Annotated in this window: 22 protein-coding genes; 7 read left to right on the forward strand and 15 right to left on the reverse strand. The window is 73.7% G+C overall.

Annotated features, from left to right (window positions below; translation table 11 throughout):
* Positions 1 to 65: 65 nt before the first annotated feature.
* From cutA to ACSNOA_RS27555, 12 genes are all read right to left on the reverse strand, one after another.
* A complete protein-coding gene (gene cutA / locus ACSNOA_RS27500; RefSeq protein WP_436662690.1) occupies positions 66 to 386 on the reverse strand; it encodes a divalent-cation tolerance protein CutA in 321 nt (106 codons plus the stop codon).
* Between the two features lie 9 nt (positions 387 to 395).
* Positions 396 to 1,442 carry a 1-acyl-sn-glycerol-3-phosphate acyltransferase gene (locus ACSNOA_RS27505; RefSeq protein WP_436662691.1) on the reverse strand — a complete coding sequence of 349 codons (1,047 nt, stop codon included), beginning with the start codon at positions 1,440 to 1,442 and terminating at the stop codon, positions 396 to 398.
* Positions 1,442 to 2,272, reverse strand: a complete 831-nt coding sequence (locus tag ACSNOA_RS27510; RefSeq protein WP_436662692.1) for a patatin-like phospholipase family protein — start codon at positions 2,270 to 2,272, stop codon at positions 1,442 to 1,444. The genes ACSNOA_RS27505 and ACSNOA_RS27510 overlap by 1 nt, the downstream gene beginning before the upstream one ends.
* A 66-nt stretch (positions 2,273 to 2,338) precedes the next feature.
* Positions 2,339 to 3,394, reverse strand: coding sequence for a glycosyltransferase family 4 protein (locus tag ACSNOA_RS27515; protein WP_436663399.1), 1,056 nt, complete (start codon positions 3,392 to 3,394; stop codon positions 2,339 to 2,341).
* A gap of 158 nt (positions 3,395 to 3,552) precedes the next feature.
* A complete protein-coding gene (locus tag ACSNOA_RS27520) occupies positions 3,553 to 4,224 on the reverse strand; it encodes a BON domain-containing protein (RefSeq protein WP_436662693.1) in 672 nt (223 codons plus the stop codon).
* Positions 4,225 to 4,393: 169 nt separating this feature from the next.
* Positions 4,394 to 6,043 carry a trypsin-like peptidase domain-containing protein gene (locus ACSNOA_RS27525; protein ID WP_436662694.1) on the reverse strand — a complete coding sequence of 550 codons (1,650 nt, stop codon included), beginning with the start codon at positions 6,041 to 6,043 and terminating at the stop codon, positions 4,394 to 4,396.
* Positions 6,044 to 6,105: 62 nt separating this feature from the next.
* The gene (locus ACSNOA_RS27530) at positions 6,106 to 7,662 is read right to left on the reverse strand and encodes a sensor histidine kinase (RefSeq protein WP_436662695.1); all 1,557 of its coding nucleotides are present in this window, start codon (positions 7,660 to 7,662) and stop codon (positions 6,106 to 6,108) included.
* Positions 7,659 to 8,360 (reverse strand): response regulator transcription factor, encoded by a 702-nt coding sequence (locus ACSNOA_RS27535; protein ID WP_436662696.1) that lies wholly within the window; start codon positions 8,358 to 8,360, stop codon positions 7,659 to 7,661. Before ACSNOA_RS27535 ends, ACSNOA_RS27530 begins: the two co-directional genes overlap by 4 nt.
* Before the next feature lie 94 nt (positions 8,361 to 8,454).
* Complete coding sequence (locus ACSNOA_RS27540) at positions 8,455 to 9,093, reverse strand: PadR family transcriptional regulator (protein ID WP_436662697.1); 639 nt, start codon at positions 9,091 to 9,093, stop codon at positions 8,455 to 8,457.
* On the reverse strand, positions 9,090 to 9,905 hold the full coding sequence (locus tag ACSNOA_RS27545; protein WP_436662698.1) for a DUF4097 family beta strand repeat-containing protein: 816 nt from the start codon (positions 9,903 to 9,905) through the stop codon (positions 9,090 to 9,092). Before ACSNOA_RS27545 ends, ACSNOA_RS27540 begins: the two co-directional genes overlap by 4 nt.
* Positions 9,906 to 9,999: 94 nt before the next feature.
* Positions 10,000 to 10,953, reverse strand: coding sequence for a lysophospholipid acyltransferase family protein (locus tag ACSNOA_RS27550; protein WP_436662699.1), 954 nt, complete (start codon positions 10,951 to 10,953; stop codon positions 10,000 to 10,002).
* Positions 10,950 to 11,720: a GNAT family N-acetyltransferase gene (locus ACSNOA_RS27555; protein WP_436662700.1), complete on the reverse strand. Its 771-nt coding sequence runs from the start codon at positions 11,718 to 11,720 to the stop codon at positions 10,950 to 10,952. Before ACSNOA_RS27555 ends, ACSNOA_RS27550 begins: the two co-directional genes overlap by 4 nt.
* A 164-nt stretch (positions 11,721 to 11,884) precedes the next feature.
* On the opposite strand from ACSNOA_RS27555, the gene ACSNOA_RS27560 reads away from it, so the two are divergent.
* The 3 genes from ACSNOA_RS27560 (at position 11,885) to ACSNOA_RS27570 (ending at position 14,502) form a co-directional block, all read left to right on the forward strand.
* Positions 11,885 to 12,547 (forward strand): hypothetical protein, encoded by a 663-nt coding sequence (locus tag ACSNOA_RS27560; RefSeq protein ID WP_436662701.1) that lies wholly within the window; start codon positions 11,885 to 11,887, stop codon positions 12,545 to 12,547.
* Between the two features lie 198 nt (positions 12,548 to 12,745).
* The gene (locus tag ACSNOA_RS27565) at positions 12,746 to 13,681 is read left to right on the forward strand and encodes an ABC transporter ATP-binding protein (protein WP_436662702.1); all 936 of its coding nucleotides are present in this window, start codon (positions 12,746 to 12,748) and stop codon (positions 13,679 to 13,681) included.
* Positions 13,678 to 14,502, forward strand: coding sequence for an ABC transporter permease (locus tag ACSNOA_RS27570; protein ID WP_436662703.1), 825 nt, complete (start codon positions 13,678 to 13,680; stop codon positions 14,500 to 14,502). The genes ACSNOA_RS27565 and ACSNOA_RS27570 overlap by 4 nt, the downstream gene beginning before the upstream one ends.
* Positions 14,503 to 14,613: 111 nt before the next feature.
* Here the strand turns inward: ACSNOA_RS27570 and ACSNOA_RS27575 are convergent, their stop codons facing one another.
* Positions 14,614 to 15,021, reverse strand: coding sequence for a hypothetical protein (locus ACSNOA_RS27575; RefSeq protein WP_436662704.1), 408 nt, complete (start codon positions 15,019 to 15,021; stop codon positions 14,614 to 14,616).
* Positions 15,018 to 15,368 (reverse strand): hypothetical protein, encoded by a 351-nt coding sequence (locus ACSNOA_RS27580; RefSeq protein ID WP_436662705.1) that lies wholly within the window; start codon positions 15,366 to 15,368, stop codon positions 15,018 to 15,020. Before ACSNOA_RS27580 ends, ACSNOA_RS27575 begins: the two co-directional genes overlap by 4 nt.
* 252 nt (positions 15,369 to 15,620) lie before the next feature.
* On the opposite strand from ACSNOA_RS27580, the gene ACSNOA_RS27585 reads away from it, so the two are divergent.
* The 4 genes from ACSNOA_RS27585 (at position 15,621) to ACSNOA_RS27600 (ending at position 23,043) form a co-directional block, all read left to right on the forward strand.
* The gene (locus ACSNOA_RS27585) at positions 15,621 to 19,379 is read left to right on the forward strand and encodes a multifunctional oxoglutarate decarboxylase/oxoglutarate dehydrogenase thiamine pyrophosphate-binding subunit/dihydrolipoyllysine-residue succinyltransferase subunit (protein WP_436662706.1); all 3,759 of its coding nucleotides are present in this window, start codon (positions 15,621 to 15,623) and stop codon (positions 19,377 to 19,379) included.
* Positions 19,380 to 19,490: 111 nt separating this feature from the next.
* Positions 19,491 to 19,670 carry a DUF6104 family protein gene (locus ACSNOA_RS27590; protein WP_436662707.1) on the forward strand — a complete coding sequence of 60 codons (180 nt, stop codon included), beginning with the start codon at positions 19,491 to 19,493 and terminating at the stop codon, positions 19,668 to 19,670.
* 182 nt (positions 19,671 to 19,852) lie between these two features.
* Positions 19,853 to 21,928: a phosphate acetyltransferase gene (gene pta, locus ACSNOA_RS27595; protein WP_436662708.1), complete on the forward strand. Its 2,076-nt coding sequence runs from the start codon at positions 19,853 to 19,855 to the stop codon at positions 21,926 to 21,928.
* The gene (locus tag ACSNOA_RS27600; RefSeq protein ID WP_436662709.1) at positions 21,925 to 23,043 is read left to right on the forward strand and encodes an acetate/propionate family kinase; all 1,119 of its coding nucleotides are present in this window, start codon (positions 21,925 to 21,927) and stop codon (positions 23,041 to 23,043) included. The genes pta and ACSNOA_RS27600 overlap by 4 nt, the downstream gene beginning before the upstream one ends.
* Before the next feature lie 46 nt (positions 23,044 to 23,089).
* On the opposite strand, the gene ACSNOA_RS27605 is transcribed toward ACSNOA_RS27600, so the two are convergent.
* Positions 23,090 to 23,263 (reverse strand): hypothetical protein, encoded by a 174-nt coding sequence (locus tag ACSNOA_RS27605; protein WP_436662710.1) that lies wholly within the window; start codon positions 23,261 to 23,263, stop codon positions 23,090 to 23,092.
* Positions 23,264 to 23,394: the final 131 nt, after the last annotated feature.

A 23,394-nucleotide genomic window follows, 5' to 3' on the forward strand; every position in this document is an offset into this window, starting at 1 on the left:
AACCGGTTGCGCTGAGTAACCCTGACAGCCCCCGGATCTTGGGTAGGGCAGGCCCTACCGCGCGCTCAGGGACGGGTGTGCTCGTAGACCCAGGTCGCGTACGCCGGGTCCCCGCTCTCCACCCGCGTCACCAGGATCTCCGGCACCTCGTACGGGTGGCTGGCGCGGATCTGGTCGACGAGCGCGGCCACCCGGTCGGGCGCCGTCTTGAACTGCACCGACCACTCGTGGCTGGTCTCCACGGCGGAACGCCACCAGTAGGTGCTGTCCACCTGCCCGCCGACCTGGGCGCAGGCCGCGAGCCGACCGGCGACGGCGGCCGCCGCCAGCACGTCGGCGACCGAGCGGGCGTCCACCACGGTCGTCACCACGCTGATCTGGTCCACGACCGCACCCTACGCGGCGACGTCCCGGCCGGCCGCGACCACGCCGTCCCGGTTGGCCTCGATCCACGCGTCGATCCGGGCCCACCAGTCGAAGAGCCACTCGATGCGTTCCTGACGGCCGACCGGGACCTCCTCGGGCGGCACCGACCAGAACCGCATCACGATGCGCTTGTCCATGGGCAGCTCACGCCACACGTCGGTCACGGTGAGCATCCGGTCCAGGCCGGTGTGCGCCACGAACACGACCCCCGCGTCGGGGGCGGCGTCCAGGGCGGCCAGCAGCCCGCCGGGGCGCGGGGCGAGGACGTTGCGCATCCGCTCGGCACGGGCCGCCATCCGGTTCAACCCCCGGGACCGGAGCCGGGCGATGGCACGGATGCGGCGGCGGGGGGTGAAGTTGCCGCCCTCCGGGAAGATCACGAACGCGTCGTCGTCGTCCAGCCCGGTGGCCAGGTGGCCGATCTGGCGCACCACGGCCTCGCTGCGGTCGTGGTCCGGCGACGGCGCGATGAACCGGTTGGGCAGTCGGTTGAGCAGCACGTCGATCGCCGGGTCCCACTGGAGGGTGTCCTTGAGGACGATCCGTGGCTCCCGCTTGAACCAGTTGACCAGGGCATGAATGAGGATGAACGAGTCGCCCGGCCCGGCGTGCCGGCAGAGCACCAGCTCGGGGCGGCCCACCAGCGCGGTGTCGGGATCGGCGCCCACCACGTCGATGCGCAGCCGCAGCGTCCAGCGCGCCTGCCAGAAGAGCACCCGCAGGAACCGGCCGGCGAGCACGTAGTGGGCACGCTGGAACCCCGGCGACCGCACGCGAACGCCGAAGCCGGCACCTACCCAGAGCGTGAAGAGCGCGAGCAGCGCCGCCGCGTCCCAGACCAGGTAGACGCACCCGATCCAGAGCAGCCGCAGCGGTCGCAGCCGGCCGGGGACCAGCGGCGAGAGGGCCGCCGCGAGCAGCGCCCACACCGGCAGCGTGGTGACCACCACGACGGCGAGCGCGACGACCGCCGGTGCCAGCAGCGTCCGGCGTACCCACCGCGGTGGCAGCGGCATCAGCGCTCCAGGCTCGCCAGGTAGCGGCGGGACGCGGTGTAGGCCCGGCTGATCCGCCGCCCGACCGCCGCCATGTCCCGGTACGCCCACGGCGTGTCGTCGCGCGGGTTGAGCCCACCGGTCGGCAGGACGTGCACCTCGACGCCCTCGGGCAGCGCGGCCAGCTCCCGGAAGAACCGGTGCCGGCGGGCGATCTCGAAGGCCACCTGGGCGACCTCCCAGGGCCGGCGCGGCGGGACCAGCTCCCGCTCGATGCGGCCCACCTGGAGGACGAAGATCCGGCTGGCGCCGGCGGTGACCGCCTCGCCGATGGGGATCGAGTTGACGATGCCGCCGTCCACGTAGTGCGCGCCGTCGATCTCGGTGGGCGGCAGCAGCCCGGGCACGGAGGCGGACGCCATGACGGCGGGCACCACGGGCCCCCGGTCGAACCAGTACTCGGCGGCCCGCTCGATGTGCGCGGCGCAGCACCGGAACGGCACGCGCAGGTCGGCGAACGTGGTGTCCGCCCCCAACTCCGACTCGAGCAGCCGGCGCAGCGGGCGCGGCGAGTGCAGGTGGGTGCGGGCGGCGAACCGGCGCAGCTGGCGGGCGACCGAGTCGCCGTACACCTCGCTGGCCTCCGGCGACGCCCACAGCCGGACCAGCCGGTCGGTGACGGCCTCGGTGGGGTCGGCGGCGACCAGCGCGCCGTTCACCGCGCCGATGGAGGTGCCGAGCACCAGGTCAGGTCGGATGCCGGCGCGGAACAGCGCACGCAACATGCCCACCTCGACGGCGCCCAGCACGCCACCGCCGCCCAGCACGAACGCGACCGGTCCCCCCGCCATGCCGTTCATCCTGGCACGACCGCGCCGCCCGCCTCTCGCCCCGGGTGGGCCCGTGACCGGGGCGGATCACCGGGTGACGGCGCGTACCGGCTCGGAGACCTCGTGGGCGCTTCCCGCGGCGCGCCGGTAGACCTGCTCGTAGCCCTGCGCCATCCGGGCCGTGGAGTAGTTCGCGGCCACGTGCGCCACGCAGTCCCCCGGGTCGAGCCGTCCCACCTCCCGCAACGCCGCCGGCAACTGCTCGACGTCGTCGCAGATCAGACCGGTGACCCCGGACCGGACCAGCTCCGGCGCCGCGCCACGGCCGAGCGCGACCACCGGCGTGCCGGTCGCCATCGCCTCGAGCATCACCATGCCGAACGGCTCCTCCCACTGGATCGGCATGATGAGGCACCGCGCGTCGAGCAGCATCCGCACCGCGGCCTGCCGGTCGCCGTTGAGCACCACCTCGACGTCCCCGCCGAGCATCGGCTTCACCACCTCGTCGTAGTAGCGGCGCTCGGCCGGCTCGTTGCACTTGCCGGCCAGCAGCAGCGGCAGTCCCGCCGCGCGGCAGGCCCGGATCGCGATGTCCGGCCCCTTGTCGGGGCTGAACCGGGCCAGCCAGAGCACGGGACCGGACGCCGGGGCCGACTTGTGCGGCAGGTCGCGGACCTCCAGCGCGTTGTGCACCGTGCCGACCCAGGGCAGCGCCGGGTTCAACCCGCGCTGCGCGTGCGACACGGCCACCAGGCCGACCCCCCGGTCCGTGTCGCTGAGCACGTCGCCGTACTCGCCCACCGGGTTGCCGTGCACGGTGGCCACCGTCGGCACCGCGCGCCGCCCGGCGACAAGCGGACCGATGGTGGTGTGGTCGTGGACGACGTCGAAGTCCGCGGCGTCGATCAGGCGCCGCACCCGGGCCAGGTGGGCCAGTTCCGGCAACGACTCGCCGAGTCGCCGGTACTGGAGTTCGGCCTCGGTGGAGACGAACGCCTGCGCGGTCGTGCCGTGGTGCTCGCCGGCGCCGAAGAGGGTCACGGCGTGCCCCCGCTGGGTGAGGGCGTCCACGAGCCCGGCGACGACCTGTTCGAGGCCCCCGTAACCGGGCGGCGGGACGGAGAGCCACGGCGGGACCACCATCGCGATCCGGAGCGGCCGCGCGGCCGCCCGGTCGGGCGTCGGATGGGTCACGGCCAGGAGCCTCCCCCGTTGCTTCCCGGTCCTGCGGTCCGCTGGGTGCGCGCGGTCGCCCGTGTTTTCCCGCTGCCGGGGGTAGTAAACCGGACAACCGGGACGCTTCAGTCGGCGACGACCACCTGGTCGTCGACGGCACGCACGCCCGGCGCCGACCAGGCGGCCCGGGTGGCCTGATCCCGCTCCCACCAGGAGCGCACCACTCCGCTGAGCACCAGCGTGTCCCCGTCCACGGCCGCCGACACCCGTTCGGTGCCGACCGCGCGCCCCAGGGCCCGCCGGACGTCCCGGAGGATCCGGTCGGTCTCCGTGGGGGCCGGCGGGCGGACCTCGACGAGGTTGGTGACCCCGCGTACGCCCCGCAGCCGCCGCAGCTCCCGCTCGGCGCTCCGGCGCTGCCAGCCGAACTCGACCTCGCCGCGGAGCATCACCCAGCCGTCGGCCACCGTCACGTCCAGCCGCTCGGCGGGGACGAAGCTGTCCCACTCCAACGCGCGACTGGCGGCGATGGCGATGTCGGAGTCGGTGAGGCCCGGGCTGCCGGGCAGGCGTACCTCGACGTCGTCGGCGACCGCCCGCACACCCCGTACGCGCTGCGCGCAGCGGGTCACGGCCCACCGGTGGGCGGAACTCTCGACCGAGCCGGTCAGCGTCACGACCCCCTGGTCGACGCTCACACCCACGTCGTTCGGCTGCACCTGCGGGTCCCAGGCCAACTCGGCCAGGACGTCCTGCTGGATCCGCTGGTCCTCGCGGGCGACGGCTGCCGTACCCATCGCGTCCCTCCCTCCGCCGGTGCTGCCGACACTGCCCCCGCTACGGGTGACGGCGGCTCACCCGGACCGGGTGAACCGCCGTCGAGCGGGGAGTGGCGGCGGGTGACGGAGCCAACCCCCTTGGCCCCGTCACCCGCCGCCGGAGGGAGGAGGCAGGTCCCGATACGGACTACGACGTCTCGGCGAGCGTGACGGTTGCCGTCTGCTCCGCGCCGTTCCGCTTGAAGTGCACCTCGACCCGGTCGCCGACCTTGCCGCCCTGGACGGCGCCGACCAGGTCGTCCGAGTCGTTGATGACCTTGTCGCCGAAGCGGGTGATCACGTCTCCGCGCTGGAGGCCGGCCTTCTCGGCCGCGCTGCCCGGGGTGATCGTGCCGATCGCCGCGCCACCGCCCTCGGCCATGGTCACGCTGACGCCCAGGGAGGGGTGGCTCACCTTCTCGCCCCGCTGGAGCTTGCCCGCGACGTCCTTGGCCTTGTTGCTCGGGATGGCGAAGCCGACACCGATGTTGCCGGTGCTCTGCCCCGAGGTGGCGATCGCGGTGTTGATGCCGATCACCTCGCCCCGAGTGTTGACCAGCGCCCCGCCGGAGTTGCCCGGGTTGATCGGAGCGTCGGTCTGGAGCAGGCCCGCGATGGAGGAGGCGGCCTGGCGCGGATCCTGCTGCTGGCCGTCACCGGCCTGGATCGTGCGGTCCCGGGCGCTCAGGATGCCCGCGGTCACCGAGCCCTGCAGGCCCAGCGGGCTGCCGAGGGCGAGCACCTGGTCGCCGACCTGCATCGCGTCGCTGTCGCCGAACTTCGCCGCCTTCAGATCCTTCACGCCGTTGGCCTTCACCACGGCGAGGTCGGTCTTCGGGTCGGTGCCCTTGATCTCGGCCTCGACGTTCGTCCCGTCCGCGAAGACCACCCGGACGGTGTTCCCGCTGGCCGAGGCGACCACGTGGTTGTTGGTGAGCACGAAGCCGTCGGCGCTGAGGATCACGCCGGAGCCCTCACCGCTGTCGGTGGTGATGGACACGACGCTGTCCTGCACCGAGGCGGCGATCTTCGGCAGGTCGTCGCTGTTGATGACCGGTGCGGCCGAGTAGGTGCGGGTGACCGTGCCGCCGTCGTCGTCGAGTGCGAGGGCGAGCGCCCCGCCCGCGACGCCGGAGCCGAGCATCAGCGCGAAGACGGCGACGCCCGCGCCCGCGAACTTCGCGATGCGGCTCGGCCGCGGCCCGGTGCCGGAGGCGCCGGCCCACGGCGGCACCGGCTGGCCGGGGTGCTGCGGCTGCTGCGGCTGCTGCCCGTACGGGTGCTGCCCGGCGCCCGGCTGGCCCCCGCCGGCCCAGCCGGACTGCTGGTTCGGGTACCAGTGGCCGCCCGGGTGGTAACCGCCGCCCGCCGGCTGCGGGTAGCCGGCCTGGCCGGCGTAGGGGTGGCCCGGCTGGGCCGAGCCGGGGTGGCCCGGCTGGCCGGAGACCGGGTGGCCCGGCTGGCCGGGGTAGGTCGGGGTGCCCGCCGGCGGCTGGTAGCCCGTGGTCGGGCCGGCGGCGGCGCCGGTGGTCGTGGCGACCGGCACGGTGGGGTCGGTGCCCGGGGTGGCGCCGGAGGCGGTGGGGCCGTCGCCGACGGTGGGCTCCGGAGTGCCGGAGCCGGTGGCGGGAGCGGCGGTCTGGTCGGCGTCCCGGGCGACCGGGCCGGCGCCGGCCGGCTCGGTGGTCGGGGAGTCGGACTGCGCGCGCTCCACGCGCGGCAGCTCGGCGGTGGGGTGCGACGGCTCGGCGTCGGTGGGGGCCGGCCGGTGCTGCGGGTCGGACTCGTACTCGGTCATGGATCCACCTTCTCCCGTGCCACTGCGACCAGCCTGGAACCGGCCTGGAAGTTGGCTGAAAGTCACTCGCCGCTGCCGTCGGGCTCCGGCACGAGCGGCAGCCGCACCCGGAAGGTGGCGCCGCCGCCGGGCGTCTCGGCGACCTCGACGGTGCCGTGGTGGGCGCTCACGAGCGCCGCCACGATGGCGAGCCCGAGGCCCGTACCGGCGTTGCCGCCGGCCCGCCGGGTCCGGGCCGCGTCGGCCCGGTAGAAGCGCTCGAAGACCCGTTCCGCCTGCTCGGGAGTGAGGCCCGGGCCGGTGTCGGCGACCTCCACGACGGCGAGGTTGCCCCGCTCGGCCCGCAGCCGCAGGGTCACCGAGGCGTCCGCGGGCGTGTGGGTGAGCGCGTTGGTCATGAGGTTGCCGATCACCTGCCGGAGCCGGGCGTCGTCACCGTGCACCACGAGCGGGCCCGAGCCGGGCTCGATCTCCAGCTCGATGCGGCGGTCCGGGGCGACGGCCCGGGCGGCCTGCACGGCGTCGCCGGCGAGCACCGGCAGCTCCACGGGCGCCAGGGAGATCGGCCGCTCCCGGTCCAGCCGGGCGAGCAGCAGCAGGTCCTCCACGAGGAGCCCCATCCGCGACGCCTCGTCCTCGATCCGGCGCAGCAGGCCGGCCGTCTGCTCCGGCGCGCGGGCCGCGCCCTGCCGGTACAGCTCGGCGAAGCCGCGGATGGTGGTCAACGGCGTACGTAGTTCGTGCGAGGCGTCCGCCACGAACTGCCGCATCCGTTCCTCCGAGCGCCGGGCACGCGCCTCGGACGCCTGCGCCGCGACGGCGGCGTCCCGGGCCGCGAACTCGGCGGAGCGGGCGGCGGTCTCCGAGGCGGCCCGGGCCGTGAAGGCGGCCTCGATCTGGGTGAGCATCGCGTTGAGGGCCCGGGAGAGCCGCCCCAGCTCCGACGTGGGGAACTCCTGCCCCTCCTCCGGGTCGGGCACCCGCCGGGTGAGGTCGCCGCCGGCGATCGCGGCGGCCGTACGCTCGATCTCCACAAGCGGTTTGAGGCTGGTCCGGACAATCGCGGCACCGACCGAGGCGAGCAGGATGAGCACCGCCCCGCCGACGAGCAGGTCTATCCAGACGAGCCGCTGCACCGCGCGGTCGACGTCGGTGAGCGGCTGCCCGAGGGCCAGCACCTCGTTCCCCTCCTGCGCGGCGTAGTACACCCGCCACCGCATCCGGCCGTCCACGGAGCGGACGGTGAAGGGCTCGCCCTCGAGGGCCGCGAACCCCTCGACGTCGGACGGGAACCGGGGCAGTTGCTGGCGCTGCAGCGAGAGATCGTCGTAGCTCGGCGGGGTGATCCCGCCGGGACCGGCCAGCACCACCACGTAGTCGCTGGGCAGCGTGGCGGCGACCCGACGGGTCTTCAACTCCGGGATGAGCGGGCCGAGCGTCTGGCTCGCGCCGCGCAGCTGCCCGTCCACCTGCCCCACCAGGTAGTCGCGCAGGAAGAACGTGGTCAGCGAGCTGATGACGAGGAGGGCGAGAGCCACCAGCGTGAGGACCGCGGTGACCAGCTTCACCCGCAGCGGTACGCTCCGCAGCCGTCCCTTCGCCTGCTGGACCGCGTTCACGCCGCCGGCTTGCGCAGCACGTACCCCACACCACGGAGCGTGTGGATGAGCCGGGGCTGGGTGGTGTCGACCTTGCGCCGCAGGTAGGAGATGTACGACTCGACGATGTTGTCGTCACCGCGGAAGTCGTAGTTCCAGACGTGGTCGAGGATCTGCGCCTTGGAGAGCACCCGGTTGGCGTTCAGCATGAGGTAGCGCAGCAGCTTGAACTCGGTGGGCGACAGCTGCACCCGCTGGCCGGCCCGGTAGACCTCGTGCGTCTCCTCGTCCAGTTCCAGGTCGGCGAAGGTGAGCCGGGAGGGGGCCTGCTCGCCGCTGCTGGTGCGGCGCAGCACCGCCCGGATCCGGGCCGTCAGCTCCTCGAGGCTGAACGGCTTGGTGACGTAGTCGTCGCCGCCCAGGGTGAGGCCGCGGATCTTGTCGTCGGTGGCGTCCCGGGCGGTCAGGAAGACCACCGGGGTCCGCGTGCCGCCCTCGCGCAGCATCCGGATGACCTCGAAGCCGTCCAGGTCGGGCAGCATCACGTCGAGCACGACGAGGTCGGGCCGGTGGTCCTTGGCGGCGGTGAGCGCCGCGCTGCCGCTGGTCGCGGTGGCCACGTCGAAGCCCGCGAAGCGCAGGCTCGCGGAGAGCAGTTCGAGGATGTTCGGGTCGTCCTCGACGACAAGCAGTCGCGCCTCGGTCTGGGTAGCGGGCATTGCCCCATCATCGGCGACTCCGCTGGGCCGGCGCTGGACGCATCCTGCAAAAAGGCTGTGAGCACCCGGAACGGAGCGTCCGCGGGATGCTGAATCAGCGCAGCAGCCGCCGCAGCCCGTCCAGCGCGCCGTCGAGCAGGCGGATCGCCGTACGCAGCTGGGAGTCGCTGAACCGGCGAGCCCGGACCAGCCGGCCCACCTCGGCGGCGAACGCCGCGAGCCGCTGGTCGAACTCGGCGAGCAGGGTGGGACCGGGCTCGGCCTCCCGCGCCGGCCCGGAGGGGAACGGCGGCGGTTCGGAGAAGAAGGTCGGCTCCCACCGATTCTGTCGGCCCTGCCGCGTCTGCCGCGTGGCCTCGCGCAGCTCCCGCTTGAGGTCCCGGACCGAGCCGCGCACCTCGCTGCGGATCTCGCCCGCGAGGGCGGACAGGTCCTCCACCGAGGCCGCGATGTCCGATTCGAGGGTGGCCAGCTCGTCGGCCCGCTGGCGCAACTCGGCGCGGCCGGCCTCGGTGATCTCGTACGTCTTCCGGCCGCCCGCCGCCGTGTGGCTCACCAGCCCCTCCGCCTCCAGCCGCTGGAGCCGGGGGTAGATCGTGCCGGCGCTCGGCGCGTACAGGCCGAGGAAGCGGTCCTCCAGCAGGCGGATCAGCTCGTAGCCGTGCTTCGGGCCGTCGTCGAGGAGCTTCAGCAGGTAGAGCCGGAGCCGTCCGTGACTGAACACGCCCGTCACGGCAGCTCCTCCTCGTCATCGTCGTCCACGGGCCGGGCGAGCAGCGCGATGCTGCCGGACGTGGCGGACGCCCAGAGCTTACCCTCGCCCGCGCCGAGGACTCCCTCGCTGTCGGACACCGCGCCGATCGTCGACTGGGTGCGCACCTGGGGGAAGCCACTGGTGATCCGGCCCGACGTGGTGTGCAGCCGGACGGCGAGGTCGCTGTCCTCCCGGACCCGGACCGTGATGCTGCCGGAGATCGTGTGCAGGCGGATCTCGCTGCGCCGGGGGTTGTCGAGGTCGCAGGTGATGGCGCCGGAGACGGTCTGCGCCCGGACCTGGCCGGCGGCGCTGTCGGCGAGGATCACCTCGCCGGAGACGGTCTCCAGGTGCAGGTCGCCGGCCACGCCGAGCGCCTCCACGGGACCGGAGACGATCTTGGCCGAGGTGGCGCCGCGCAGGCCCATGAGGGTGATCTGGCCGGAGGTGACGTCGGCGCGGGTCTGCCGGCGCAGGCCCGAGGCGACCAGCGAGCCGTCCACCAGGCGCAGGTTGGCCGGCACGTCGGCGGGCACGGCGATCGAGACGTCCACCCGGGGCCAGAACCCGAACGGCCAGAACCAGCGCCAGTTCCGCTCCTGCCGGACGGAGAGCCGCCCGTCGTGGTGCTCGACGAGCACGGGCCGGCGGCCCACCCGGGTGACGTCCACCCGGGCCGGCCCGTCCGTGGCCACCACGTTGAGCCGCCCACTGAACAGCCGCACGTCGAGCCGGGTGACCGGCCCGTCCAGGGTCAGCCGCTGCGGGCTGTCGACCGTCCAACCGGTCATGGCGTCCTCCCCTCGGGGACACGCCGAGGGCGCGTCCGACGGGGGAACAGTAACGCGATACATCGCGACAGCACAAGACTGTCGCGACGTCGTTTCACGCCGCCAGGTCGAGCTCCTCGTGACCGTCGAAGTCCGGAGCCCCCGCGAGCGGGGCGCTGGCGAGCGCCGGAGCCGCGGCGAGCGGGACGACGGCCGGCCGCGGCGCGACCGTGCCGGCCGGCACCAGGTGTACGGCCGACTCGGCGGCCCGGGCCAGCACCCGCCGGTCGGCGTCCGCGCTCGGGTGCAGCGCCGCACCGATCGTCACCGAGACCTCCAGCCCGCGGGCCGCGACCACCCGGCGTACCGAGCGCAGCAGCGTGTCCTCGCCGAGGAAGGCTGCCGCCGTCGTGCCGTGGCCGGTCGGCGCGCACCGGTAGCCGATCCGCAGCGGCACGACCGGGGCGCCCGCGTCGACCGCCGCCTGGAACAGGGCCGGCCGGAAACCGCCGCCGGGGCGGCAGTCCACGGCGCCCTCCCCGGCGCACCAGGTCGTGCCCTCGGGGAAGACGGCGACCGCCCGACCCCCGCGCAGCGCGTCGGCGACCCCCCGTACGGTCGCCGGCAGGTCGCGCGGCCGGGACCGGTCCACGAACACCGTTCCCGCAGCGGTGGCCAGCAGCCCCACCAGCGGCCAGGAGCGGACCTCCCGCTTCGCCACCATCCGGGCCGGCGCGACCGCGAGCACGACCAGGATGTCCAGCCAGGACACGTGGTTGGCGACGAGCAGGGCCCGCCGCCGGGGCAGCCGGCCGCGGACCGTCAGACGCACGCCGAACGCGCGGGCGGTCCCCCGGGCCCAGGCGCGTACCGCGGCCTGGCCGTCACGGGCGGGCAGCACCGGCAGCAGCGCGGCCACCCCCACCCCGAGCAGCAGCATCCCCGCGCCGGCGAGCAACCGCCCCACACGCCGGAGCGGCGGGACGGTGGGCACCTCGTCCGACGCGGGGAGGCACTGCTCGCCGCACCCGGACGAGGGACGCCACAGGTCGTACGCCACGGCGGTCACCGCGCCACCTCACCGAGGAAGTGCCGCAGGTAGCGGGGGTTCATCCGGTCGAGGGAGAGCAGGACGTAGAAGTCGGCCACCCCGAAGTCCGGGTCGTACGACGGCTCGCCGCAGATCCAGGCGCCGAGCCGCAGGTAGCCGCGCAGCAGGGGCGGCACCAGGGCGCGCGCGTCGCCCTCGCCGGGAGGCGGATCGAGCGGCGCCTCGGCGAACCAGGGACGCCGGGGGCTCACCCGCAGCGGCGGCGGCGCGAGGTGCCGGGCCTGCGCCAACTCCCACACCTGCGCCACCGCCCGGCCGCCGTCGCCCACCGGCACGGAGGCGCAGCCACCGAGCCACCGGGATCCGCGCAGGTGCAGGTACCGGGCGATGCCGGCCCACATCAGGTTGATCACCGCGCCGGTGCGGTGGTCCGGGTGCACGCAGGACCGGCCCGCCTCGACGAGGTCGTCCCGCAGCGGGGCGAGCGCGCCGAGGTCGAACTCGTCCTCCGAGTAGCGCCGGTCGGTCCGGCCGGGCGGCAGCAGCCGGTACGTGCCGACCACCGCCCCGGTGCTCTCCTGCCGGACGACGAGGTGGTCGCAGTACGGGTCGAACGGGTCAACGTCGAGCCCGGCGTCGCCGGGGCGCAGCGTGGCGCCGAGTTCGGTGGCGAACACCTCGTGGCGCAGGCGTTGCGCGGCCGCGACCTGGGTGGGGTCGTCGGCGATCAGCAGGGTGTAACCGCTGGTCGTCAGGGGTGCACCAGCGGCGTGCAGAACGGCCATGGGATCTGTGTAAGGGCCGCGGGTTGCCATCCCGGGTGGCGAGGAGTGTCGATCCGGTGAACGCCGCCCGGCCACGGCGTGTGTGCGGCGCGGGCGACCACGTGCGAGGCTGCCCCGCGGGACCCGGCGGCGTGCCCGGGCCGTGCCACCCCGGAGGTCAGGCGATGCGGATCGAATCCCGGTACAACGGGCCCCCCGGCTCGGGCAACGGCGGCTGGAGCGCCGGGGTCTTCGCCGTGGCGGCCGGCGGCGACGGGCCGGTCGAGGTGACGCTGCGCCGGCCGCCGCCGCTGGAGGCGCCGCTCACCCTCGTCGACGGCGAGGTCCGGGACGCGGGGGGCCTGGTGGTGGCCGAGGTACACCCGACCGGAGCCGTCGACGCCGTGGTGCCCCCGGTGGACCTCTCCACCGCGGTCGCCGTGTCGGCCACGTACCCCGGGCTGGTCGACCACCCGTTCCCCGGCTGCTACGTCTGCGGCCCGCGACGCTCCGACGGGCTGCGGATCTTCCCGGGCCGCCTGCCGGACGGCCGGACGGCCGCGCCGTTCCGCGTGCCGGCGTCCGTCTCGGAGGCGACGGTCTGGGCGGCCCTTGACTGCCCGGGCGGCTGGGCCGTGATCGCCCCCGGCCGGCCGTACGTCCTCGGCCGGATCGCGGCGTCGGTGCAGGCGCTGCCCGAGCCGGGCGACGAGTGCGTGGTGACCGGGGTGACGGTCGGCGTCGACGGGCGCAAGGCCCGCGTGCACACGAGCCTCTACGGCCCCGCCGGGACACTGCTCGCCAGCGCCCGGGCCACCTGGATCGCGCTGCCGCCCACCGGGCCGTGACGGGCGCCCCGTCCCCGGCCCCCGCCCGTCGTCCCCGGCCCGCCCGTCGTCCCTGACCCGCCCGTCGTCCCTGAGGAGGACCCGGATCCTGCCCGAGACGGACGCGCGACTACGGACCGCGCCTGATTGACCTTGTTGCGCGCGACCGTCACGCTGTGCCACGGCGTACCTCGACGCCACCCGCACGGGAGGAGAACGATGTCTGACGGGCAGCGAAGCCCCACCAGTGACGGTCAGATCGTGGTGTCCGGCCTGACGAAGCAGTACAAGAACGTCCGGGCGGTCAACAACCTGTCCTTCACGATCCAGCCGGGCCGGGTGACCGGCTTCCTCGGCCCGAACGGCGCCGGGAAGACCACGACCCTGCGCATGCTGCTGAACCTGGTCACGCCGACCAGCGGCACGGCGACCATCAGCGGCCACCGGTACGCCGACCTCGGCGAGCCGTTGCGGCACGTCGGCGCCGTGCTCGAGGCGTCCAGCGCGCACAAGGGCCGCACCGGGATCAACCACCTGCGGGTCATCTGCGCGGCGGCCGGGCTGCCCCGACAGCGGGCCGACGAGGCGCTCGCCCTCGTCGGGCTGACCCCGGCCGCGAAGCGCAAGTTCAAGGGCTACTCGCTCGGCATGAAGCAGCGGCTCGGCATCGCCGCCGCCATGCTCGGCAACCCCCGGGTGCTCATCCTCGACGAGCCGGCCAACGGGCTGGACCCGGAGGGCATCCGGTGGATGCGCGGGTTCCTCAAGGGCCTGGCCCAGGAGGGCCGCACCGTGCTGGTCTCCAGCCACCTGCTGTCGGAGATGCAGCTCCTCGCCGACGACGTGGTGATCATCGCGGCCGGCCAACTGGTCCGTCAGGGGCCGGTCGACCAGGTGATCGGGTCGATGACGCAGGGCGTCCGGGTCCGGGTCCGCACCCCGCAGGCCGAGGCGCTCACCACCGCGCTCAAGGCGCAGTCCGCCACTGTGGACACCGACGGGCAGGGCGCGCTGCTGGTCAGCGGGGTCGACGCCGCAACCGTCGGCCGCACGGCCCTCACCGCCGGCGTCGAGCTGCACGAACTCACCACGGAACGCCCCGACCTCGAAGGCGTCTTCCTGGAGCTGACGGCCGGAAAGGCGGGCATCCGATGAACCTGGTCCGAGCCGAACTGCTCAAGATCCGTACGACCAACACGTGGTGGGTCTTCGCGCTCATCTCGTTGCCGCTGTGGGCGCTCACCCTGCTCGTCAACTGGCTGCAGTCCGACGCGCTCACCAGCGGCAACCTCGGCGAGATGCCACCCGAGCAGGCCGGGCAGCTCGCCGCCGCCGCCCACCCGGACTCGCTGTCGGCGAACCTGTTCACCACGGGCCAGTTCTTCGGCCTGCTCATCGTGATGCTGCTCGGCATCATCGTGGTGACGAGCGAGTTCTTCCACCAGACGGTGACCACCACGTTCCTCACCTCGCCGCACCGCAGCGCCGTGATGATCGCGAAGCTGACCGCCGCCGCGTTTCTCGCGGTGCTGTTCTGGGTGGTCACCACGGCGTTCAACCTGGTGGCCGGCGCGGCGGTCCTGGAGAGCGTCGGCGTCGGCAACCAGCTCGGCAACACGGCCGCCTGGGAGGCGATCGGGCTCAACGGGCTCGCGTACCTGCTCTGGGGGATCCTCGGGGTCGGCCTGGGCGTGCTGATCCGCAGCCAGATCGGCGCCACGGTGACCGGCATCCTGCTCTACCTGGGCGGCACCATCGGCGCGGCGATCGCCATCAGCGTGCTGGCCGCCCGGTTCGGCGACTGGATCAACGACCTCCAGCTGCTGGTGCCGTCGCTGGCGTCCTCGCTCATGGTTACCGGCGCCGAGATCCCCGGCAACCCGCCGCGGTGGGCCGGCGCCGCCGTGCTCATCGGGTACGCGGTGGTGACCGGGGTCGTCGGCACCCTCATCCTCCGCCGGCGGGACATCTCCTGACGGCAGGCCCGGGGCGGCGACACGTCGCCCCGGGCCTTTCACCCGCCGCGCGTCGGGCGACCGGTCGGTCCGCCCGCGTCGGCCCGCGCGGCCGCGGGCCGTCGGCGCGGGTCACCCGCCGGGGCAGCCCCGGCCGCCGCTCACCGGTACGCAGTGCCCGACCGGCGGGACGGGCTCCCGGTCCGCCGGGGTGTGCCCGATCAACGGACCGGTCGCCATGCTGCCGGCCAGCGCGACGGCCAGGTAGACCAGCACCGTCCCGCCGAGCGCCCAGCCGAAGTGCCGCCACCAGCGCCGGTCGCCCGCGAGCCGGGCGAGCAGCAGCCCCAGCAGCGGCAGCGCCGCGTTGAGCAGGAGCCCGGCCGTCAGCAGGGCGTCCGTGGTCGCGCCGAACGCCTGCGCGGCCTCGCGTGTCGGCGTGTACGGCGTGGCCGTCCGCCGGATCAGGCCGACGACGAGCAGGAACGGCACCCCGTACAGCCAGGCGAGGAAGAGCCCGCCGAGGCCGAGGCGCCTCACGACCGGCCGCCCAGGTAGGCGCCGGCCGCCACGGCGGCGAGCGCCACGGTGACCGCCACGGACGCGGTGCCGGCCAGCACCGCCGACGAGATCCGGCGGACGAGCAGAGCGTTCACGACCGCCGTGACGACCAGCGCCCCGATGAGCGCCGGCGCGCCCCAGACCAACCCGGCGAGCGCCAGTGACTCGGCCGGCGACAGGCAGCTGAACATCGCCGAACAGTCCTGCGGCGGCTCGCTCGGCACGCTCAACGTGCCGACGACCACCGCCGCGACCAGTGTGGCGTACCACCCCAGCGCGACCGACAGGCTTCGCCCGTACCGGCCACGCGCCCCCGCTTCGTCCATGACGCCCATCCTGCGCCGTCCATCGGCACCCGTGCGCGCGCCTCCCGGCCGGCGCTTACCAGCTGGGAACCGTGCACGCAGCTCATTCCGAACTTCTGGCATCTTCTGTGAAACGGACCACCCGACGGAGGCGGAAATGCCTGGGGGTTCCGTACGGCGTAGCCTTGGAGCGTCCCGCGCGGGCTCGTGACACCGGGCCCGCCGGGCGCCGCGTGTCACACCACACCCGCGTGAAAGAGGCGATTACCGGCCGTGTCGACCCAGCAGACTTCGCAGGAGAACCCACTGGCGGGTTTCGGCCCGAACGAGTGGATCGTCGAGGAGATGTACCAGCGGTATCTCGCCGATCCCAAGAGCGTCGACTCGGCCTGGCACGACTTCTTCGCCGACTATCGCCCGGCACCCGGCGCCGCGACCGCGCGCCCGGAGGCGCGGCCGGTGCCCGCCGCCACGCCCGAGCCCGCCGAGCAGCAGGAGGCCGTGGCCACCGTGGCGCAGCCCGCCGCCGCGAAGCCGGCCGAGGCCAAGCCGGCACCCGCCCGCCCCGAGCCCGCCAAGGCCGCCGCCCCGGCCGCGCCCGCGAAGCCGGCCGCCGCCAAGCCCGCCGCCAAGCCGGCGGCGACCGCCAAGCCCGCGGCGACCGCGCCGACGGCCACCGGTCCGCAGACCACGCCCCTGCGCGGCGTCGCCGCGAAGATCGTCCAGAACATGGACGCCTCGCTGAGCGTGCCGACCGCGACGAGCGTCCGCGCCGTTCCGGCCAAGCTGCTCGTCGACAACCGCATCGTGATCAACAACCACCTCGCCCGCGGGCGCGGTGGCAAGGTGAGCTTCACCCACCTCATCGGCTACGCGATGGTCCGGGCCCTGGTCCAGCACCCGGAGATGAACAACTCCTACGCCGAGGTCGACGGCAAGCCGGCGCTGGTCCGCCCGGAGCACGTCAACCTCGGCATCGCCATCGACCTGGTCAAGCCGGACGGCAGCCGCAACCTCGTGGTCCCGTCCATCAAGGGCTGCGAGCAGATGGACTTCCGGCAGTTCTGGCAGGCGTACGAGGACGTGGTCCGGCGCGCCCGCCGCAACGAACTGACCATGGAGGACTACTCCGGCACCACGATCTCGCTCACGAACCCGGGCGGCATCGGCACCGTGCACTCGATGCCGCGGCTCATGCAGGGGCAGAGCGCGATCATCGGTGTGGGCGCCATGGAGTACCCGGCGCCCTACCAGGGCATGTCCGAGGCCACCCTCGCCGAGATGGCGGTCAGCAAGGTCATCACGCTGACCAGCACCTACGACCACCGGGTCATCCAGGGCGCGCAGTCCGGCGAGTTCCTCAAGGCCATGCACGAGCTGATCCTCGGCGAGCACAACTTCTTCGACGAGATCTTCACGTCGCTGCGCATCCCGTACGAGCCGGTGCGCTGGGTGCGGGACGTGGCGGTCGACAGCGAGGGCCAGATCAACAAGACGGCCCGGGTGCACGAGCTGATCCACGCCTACCGGGTCCGGGGCCACCTGATGGCCGACACCGACCCGCTCGAGTTCAAGATGCGCAAGCACCCCGACCTGGACGTGCTCCAGCACGGGCTGACCCTGTGGGACCTGGACCGGACCTTCCCGGTCAACGGCTTCGCGGGCAAGCAGCGGATGAAGCTGCGCGACATCCTCGGCGTGCTGCGCGACTCGTACTGCCGGCGCGTCGGCATCGAGTACATGCACATCCAGGACCCGGAGGAGCGGCGCTGGCTCCAGGAGCGGGTGGAGCGCCGGTACGAGAAGCCGTCCGCGGACGAGCAGAAGCACGTGCTCAACCGGCTCAACGCCGCCGAGGCGTTCGAGACCTTCCTCCAGACGAAGTACGTCGGTCAGAAGCGCTTCTCGCTGGAGGGCGGCGAGTCGCTCATCCCGCTGCTCGGCGAGGTGCTGGAGGCGTCGGCCGAGAACGGCCTCGACGAGGTCGTCATCGGCATGGCGCACCGGGGCCGGCTCAACGTGCTGGCCAACATCGTCGGCAAGCCGTACGAGAAGATCTTCTCGGAGTTCGAGGGGCACCTCGACCCGCGCTCGACGCAGGGCTCCGGCGACGTGAAGTACCACCTCGGCCAGAACGGCAAGTTCACCACGCCGGACGGCGCGAACGCGGTCAAGGTCTCGGTGGTCGCCAACCCGTCGCACCTGGAGGCCGTCGACCCGGTGCTGGAGGGCATCGTCCGGGCCAAGCAGGACCGGATCGACCTCAAGCTGGAGGGCTACACCGTGCTGCCGCTGGCCGTGCACGGTGACGCCGCCTTCGCCGGCCAGGGTGTGGTCGCCGAGACGCTCAACCTCTCCCAGCTGCGCGGCTACCGCACCGGCGGCACGGTGCACGTGGTGGTCAACAACCAGGTCGGCTTCACCACCGCCCCGAAGTACTCCCGGTCGAGCCTCTACAGCACCGACGTCGCCCGGATGATCCAGGCGCCGATCTTCCACGTCAACGGCGACGACCCCGAGGCCGTGGTCCGGGTCGCCCGGCTCGCCTTCGAGTACCGGCAGGCGTTCAACAAGGACGTCGTCATCGACATGGTGTGCTACCGACGGCGCGGCCACAACGAGGGCGACGACCCGTCGATGACCAACCCGGAAATGTACAAGATCATCGACTCGAAGCGCTCGGTGCGCAAGCTCTACACCGAGGAACTCATCGGTCGCGGCGACATCACGGTCGAGGACGCGGAGGAGCTGCTGCGCGACTACCAGGCGCAGCTCGAGCGCGTCTTCAAGGCCACCCGCGACGCCGCCACCACGCCCCGGCAGCTCAGCCGGCCGCGGCGCGAGGAGGAGCCGGAGCCGCAGGTCGACACCGCGATCGACGTCTCGGTCGTCCGGGCCGTCGGTGAGGCGCACGTCAACCTGCCCGAGGGCTTCACCCCGCACAAGCGGATCCAGCAGCTGCTGGACCGGCGCGCCAAGATGTCCGTCGAGGGCAACATTGACTGGGGCTACGGCGAGATCATCGCGTTCGGTTCCCTGCTGAACGACGGCGTCACCGTGCGGCTGGCCGGGCAGGACTCCCGCCGCGGCACGTTCGTGCAGCGGCACGCCTCGATCGTGGACGCGCGCACCGGCGAGGACTACCTGCCCCTCCAGTCGCTGACCGGCGACGGCGAGCGGTCCCGGTTCTTCGTGCACGACTCGCTGCTCAGCGAGTACGCGGCGATGGGCTTCGAGTACGGCTACTCGGTCGAGAACGTCAACGCGCTCGTCTGCTGGGAGGCCCAGTTCGGCGACTTCGTCAACGGCGCCCAGTCGGTGATCGACGAGTTCATCTCCTCCGGCGAGGTCAAGTGGGGCCAGCGGTCCGCCGTGACCCTGCTGCTGCCGCACGGCCACGAGGGCCAGGGCCCGGACCACACGTCCGGCCGTCCGGAGCGGTTCCTTCAACTCTGCGCCGAGGACAACATGCGGGTGGCGATCCCGACCACCCCGGCGAACTACTTCCACCTGCTGCGTCGCCAGGCGCTGTCGCCGAAGCGCAAGCCGCTCGTGGTGTTCACGCCGAAGTCGCTGCTGCGGCACCGGCTCTGCGTCTCCGCCGTCGAGGACTTCACCACCGGCACGTTCCAGCCGGTGCTGGCGGACTCGGCCGCCCCGGCGCCGGAGTCGGTGAAGCGGGTGCTGCTCTGCTCGGGCAAGCTCTACTACGACCTGTTCCAGGCCCGTCAGGAGCGGGGCATCACCGACACCGCGATCATCCGCATCGAGCAGCTCTACCCGATGCCGGTCGAGGAGATCCGGGCGGCGCTGGCGCAGTACCCGAACGCCGAGGACTTCGCCTGGGTGCAGGAGGAGCCGGCCAACCAGGGCGCCTGGTCGTTCGTGGCGCTCAACCTGCTGGAGCACCTCGCGGACGTGCGGCTGCGGCGGATCTCGCGCCCGGCCGCGGCCGCCCCGGCGGTCGGCTCGGCCAAGATGCACGAGGTCGAGCAGAACGCGCTGATCGAGGCGGCTCTCCCCCGCCCGTGACCTGACCGCACCGTCGCCAGCCGGGGCAGGACCGTCGTCGACGGCCCTGCCCCGGCCGCGTCGGTAGGCCCGCCCGGCTCCGCGCCGGGCTCCACGAAGAGGACGTAGCCGATGTACTTCACCGACCGCGGCATCGAGGAGCTGGTCGAGCGGCGGGGCGACGAGCAGGTCAGCATCGAGTGGCTGGCCGAGCGCCTGCGCGACTTCGTCGACCTGAGCCCCGAGTTCGAGACCCCCGTCGAACGCTTCGCCACCTGGCTGGCCCGCCTGGACGACGAAGACGACGACTGACGCAAGGCCCGCCGGGGGCGCCCCCGCAGGATCCCGCGTTGATCATGAAGTTGTTGCCGCCCGCATCGGCGTGTCGCAGCAATAACTTCATGATCAACTTGGTCCTGGCGGGCTGGGGTGGGACGAGGACGGTGCGACGAAGGTCTCGGGCGGGAGGTCTTCCGATCTTCTAGGGTGGGAACGTGGCGCGGAGCGTGTATCTCACCAGCGTGGGATCGGGTGGGGGCAAGTCGACCATCGCGCTCGGGCTGGCCGAGCTGCTCTCCCGCCAGGTCGGGCACATCGGCGTGTTCCGGCCGCTCATCGCGGGCACCGGTCCGGACCCGATCCTCGCCCTCCTCAGCGAGCGCTACCGGCTCGATCTGCCGCTGGCCGACCTGGCCGGCGCCACGTACGCCGAGGCCACCACGCTGGTCGCCGACGGTCGCCGCGAGGAGCTGATCTCGCGCATCGTGGAGCGGTACCGGGCGGTCGAACGGCAGTGCCCCGCCGTGGTCGTGGTGGGGAGCGACTTCGACGACACCGGCGACCCGGCCCGCCCGCGGGAACTCGCCTTCAACGCCCGGCTCGCCACCGAGTTCGGCAGCGTGGTGGTGCCCGTCGTGGACGGCTTCGGCCAGGAGCCCGCCGCCATCGCGGCGGCGGTCCGCGGCGCGTACCACGACCTCGCCGACCTGGGCGCCACCGTGCTCGCGGTCGTCGCCAACCGGGTCCCCGAGCCGATGGCGCTGCCGGAGCTGCCCGTGCCGGCGTACGCCATCCCGGAGGTGTCGAGCGTCTCGGCGCCGACGGTGGCCGAGGTGGCCGCCGCGCTCGACGCCACCCTGCTCGCCGGTGACGACGCCGCGCTGGGCCGGGACGTGCTCGACTTCGTGGTCGGCGCGGCCCAGGTGCCCATCCTGCTCGACCACCTGACCCCGGGCGCCCTCATGATCACCCCGGGCGACCGCGCCGACCTGCTCGTCGCGGCGAGCGCCGCGCACGTGTCCGGGCAGGTGCCGCTGGCCGGGCTGGTGCTGACGCTCGGCGAGCAGCCCGACGCCCGGGTGATGCGGCTGGTGGAGAGCATGAACACCGGCCTCGCGGTGCTCTCCGTGGACACGGACAGCTACGACACGGTCGCCGCGTCCAGCCGGATCGAGGGCCGGCTGAGCGCCGGCAACCCGCGCAAGGTCGAGGCGGCGCTCGGCGCGTTCGAGGCGCACGTGGACACCGCGGCCCTCGCGAGCCGGCTGCGGGTCAGCCGGTCCACGCGGGTCACACCGCTCATGTTCGAGAACGAGATCATCGACCGGGCGCGGGCCGAGCGGCGCCACCTGGTCCTGCCCGAGGGAGACGAGGAGCGCATCCTGCGGGCGGCCGAGATCCTGCTGCGCCGCGGCGTCGCCGAGCTGACCCTGCTGGGCCGGCCCGACGAGATCGCGCGGCGAGCCCGCGAGCTGGGCATCGACGTCGGCGACGCGCACGTCGTCGACCCGGTCACCAGCGAGTGGCGGGACGCCTTCGCCGCCGACTACGCCCGGCTGCGCGCGCACCGGGGGGTCACCGAGGAGCTGGCGCACGACATCGTGGCCCAGCCGAACTACTTCGGCACGCTCATGGTGGCGGCGGGGCACGCCGACGGCATGGTGTCCGGAGCGACGCACACCACGGCGGCCACGATCCGGCCCGCGTTCGAGATCATCCGGGCCGTGCCCGGCGTCTCCGTCGCGTCGAGCGTCTTCTTCATGCTGCTCGCCGACCGGGTGCTGGTCTACGGCGACTGCGCCGTGAACCGCGACCCCGACGCCACCCAGCTCGCCGACATCGCGATCTCGTCCGCGGACACCGCGGCCCGGTTCGGCATCGAGCCGCGGGTGGCCATGCTGTCGTACTCCACCGGCAGCTCGGGAGCGGGCGCCGACGTGGAGAAGGTCGCGGCGGCCACCGCGCTGGTGCGGGAACGTCGGCCGGAGCTGCTCGTCGAGGGCCCCATCCAGTACGACGCGGCGATCGATCCGGCCGTCGCCGCCACGAAGCTGCCGGGCAGCGCCGTCGCGGGCCGGGCGACCGTCTTCATCTTCCCGGACCTGAACACCGGCAACAACACGTACAAGGCGGTGCAGCGCTCGGCCGGGGCGGTGGCGGTCGGGCCGGTGATGCAGGGCCTGCGCCGGCCGGTCAACGACCTGTCCCGGGGCGCCACGGTGCCGGACATCGTGAGCACGGTGGCGATCACCGCGATCCAGGCCGCCGCGACGGCCGAGGAGGCCACATGAGCCGGGTGCTGGTGCTCAACTGCGGGTCGTCGTCGGTGAAGTACCGGCTCTACGACGGCGACGACGTGCGGGCGAAGGGCATCGTCGAGCGGGTCGGCGAGCCGGGCGGCGGGCCCGCCGACCACGAGAGCGCCGTCCGGCACATCCTGGGCGGGTTGGACCTCACGGGGTTGACCGCCGTGGGGCACCGGGTGGTGCACGGCGGCAAGCGCTTCGGCGAGCCGGTGCGGATCGACGACGCCGTGCTCGCGGCGATCCGCGACCTGGTGCCGCTGGCGCCCCTGCACAACCCGCCGAACCTCGCGGGCATCGAGGTGGCCCGCCAGGCGCTGCCGGACGTGCCCCAGGTCGCGGTCTTCGACACCGCGTTCCACCGGACGCTGCCGGAGAGCGCCGCGACGTACGCCGTCGAGCGCGACGTCGCCGAGCGGTACGGCATCCGGCGGTACGGCTTCCACGGCACGTCGCACGCGTACGTCTCGCGGCGCACGGCGGAACTCCTCGGCCGGCCGTACGCCGAGCTGAACACGATCACGCTGCACCTGGGCAACGGGGCGAGCGCCTGCGCGGTCGCCGGCGGCCGGAGCGTGGCCACCTCGATGGGCATGTCACCGCTGGAGGGCCTCGTCATGGGCACCCGCAGCGGCGACATCGACCCGACGGTCATCTTCCACCTGCGCCGCGAGGGCGGCCTGTCGGTCGACGAGATCGACGACCTGCTCAACCACCGCAGCGGGCTGCTCGGGCTGGCCGGGGCCAACGACATGCGCGAGGTGCTGAGCCGCCGGAACGCCGGCGACCCGGCGGCCGCGCTCGCCTTCGACGTGTACTGCCGCCGGATCACCGGCTACGTGGGCGCGTACTACGCGCTGCTGGGCCGGGTCGACGCGGTGACCTTCACGGCCGGGGTGGGCGAGCACGCCGCGCCGGTCCGCGCCGCCGCCCTGGCCGGCCTGGAGCGGCTCGGCATCGCCGTGGACCCCGAACGCAACGCCGGTGAGGGCGACCGGGTCATCTCGCCCGACGGGACCGAGGTCGCGGTGTGCGTGATCGGCACCGACGAGGAGCGCGAGATCGCCCGGGCGGCCCGGCAGGTGGTGGCCCGGGGGGCCTGACCGGCGTGCCGGTCACCCCGGTCGCCGCCGGGCCGGCCCGGCGGCCTCAGCCGACCGCCAGCCAGACGGCCAGCGCGAGCAGGACGGCGGCGACCACGGCCGCACCGACGATCATCGGGAGCCGGCCGGCGGTGCCCGCCGGCGCCTGCGGCTCGGGGCCGGTGGCGAAGGCACGGAAGGCCTCGGTGTTGCCGCTCGGGTCGGTGTAGTTCTCAGGCATGCCGGTGACCCTAGCGAAGCCCGTCCACGCGGGTCGTCCCGCGACGCCGCCCGACCCGGCTGACGGGACCGTTTCCGGCCGCAGGGTGGACCCGGTGGCGACCGGACGGTGGGACGACCGGCGCCGCCGGA

Source organism: Micromonospora sp. URMC 103, assembly GCF_051386435.1.
Taxonomy (GTDB): Bacteria; Actinomycetota; Actinomycetes; order Mycobacteriales; family Micromonosporaceae; genus Micromonospora.

Coding starts and splice junctions, on each gene's coding strand:
- ACSNOA_RS27505 (WP_436662691.1), bottom strand. CDS start 1,442: ATGCCGCTGCCACCGCGGTGGGTACGCCGGACGCTGCTGGCACCGGCG.
- ACSNOA_RS27510 (WP_436662692.1), bottom strand. CDS start 2,272: ATGGCGGGGGGACCGGTCGCGTTCGTGCTGGGCGGCGGTGGCGTGCTG.
- ACSNOA_RS27515 (WP_436663399.1), bottom strand. CDS start 3,394: ATGGTGGTCCCGCCGTGGCTCTCCGTCCCGCCGCCCGGTTACGGGGGC.
- ACSNOA_RS27520 (WP_436662693.1), bottom strand. CDS start 4,224: ATGGGTACGGCAGCCGTCGCCCGCGAGGACCAGCGGATCCAGCAGGAC.
- ACSNOA_RS27525 (WP_436662694.1), bottom strand. CDS start 6,043: ATGACCGAGTACGAGTCCGACCCGCAGCACCGGCCGGCCCCCACCGAC.
- ACSNOA_RS27535 (WP_436662696.1), bottom strand. CDS start 8,360: ATGCCCGCTACCCAGACCGAGGCGCGACTGCTTGTCGTCGAGGACGAC.
- ACSNOA_RS27545 (WP_436662698.1), bottom strand. CDS start 9,905: ATGACCGGTTGGACGGTCGACAGCCCGCAGCGGCTGACCCTGGACGGG.
- ACSNOA_RS27555 (WP_436662700.1), bottom strand. CDS start 11,720: ATGGCCGTTCTGCACGCCGCTGGTGCACCCCTGACGACCAGCGGTTAC.
- ACSNOA_RS27560 (WP_436662701.1), top strand. CDS start 11,885: ATGCGGATCGAATCCCGGTACAACGGGCCCCCCGGCTCGGGCAACGGC.
- ACSNOA_RS27565 (WP_436662702.1), top strand. CDS start 12,746: ATGTCTGACGGGCAGCGAAGCCCCACCAGTGACGGTCAGATCGTGGTG.
- ACSNOA_RS27570 (WP_436662703.1), top strand. CDS start 13,678: ATGAACCTGGTCCGAGCCGAACTGCTCAAGATCCGTACGACCAACACG.
- ACSNOA_RS27580 (WP_436662705.1), bottom strand. CDS start 15,368: ATGGACGAAGCGGGGGCGCGTGGCCGGTACGGGCGAAGCCTGTCGGTC.
- ACSNOA_RS27590 (WP_436662707.1), top strand. CDS start 19,491: ATGTACTTCACCGACCGCGGCATCGAGGAGCTGGTCGAGCGGCGGGGC.
- ACSNOA_RS27600 (WP_436662709.1), top strand. CDS start 21,925: ATGAGCCGGGTGCTGGTGCTCAACTGCGGGTCGTCGTCGGTGAAGTAC.
- ACSNOA_RS27605 (WP_436662710.1), bottom strand. CDS start 23,263: ATGCCTGAGAACTACACCGACCCGAGCGGCAACACCGAGGCCTTCCGT.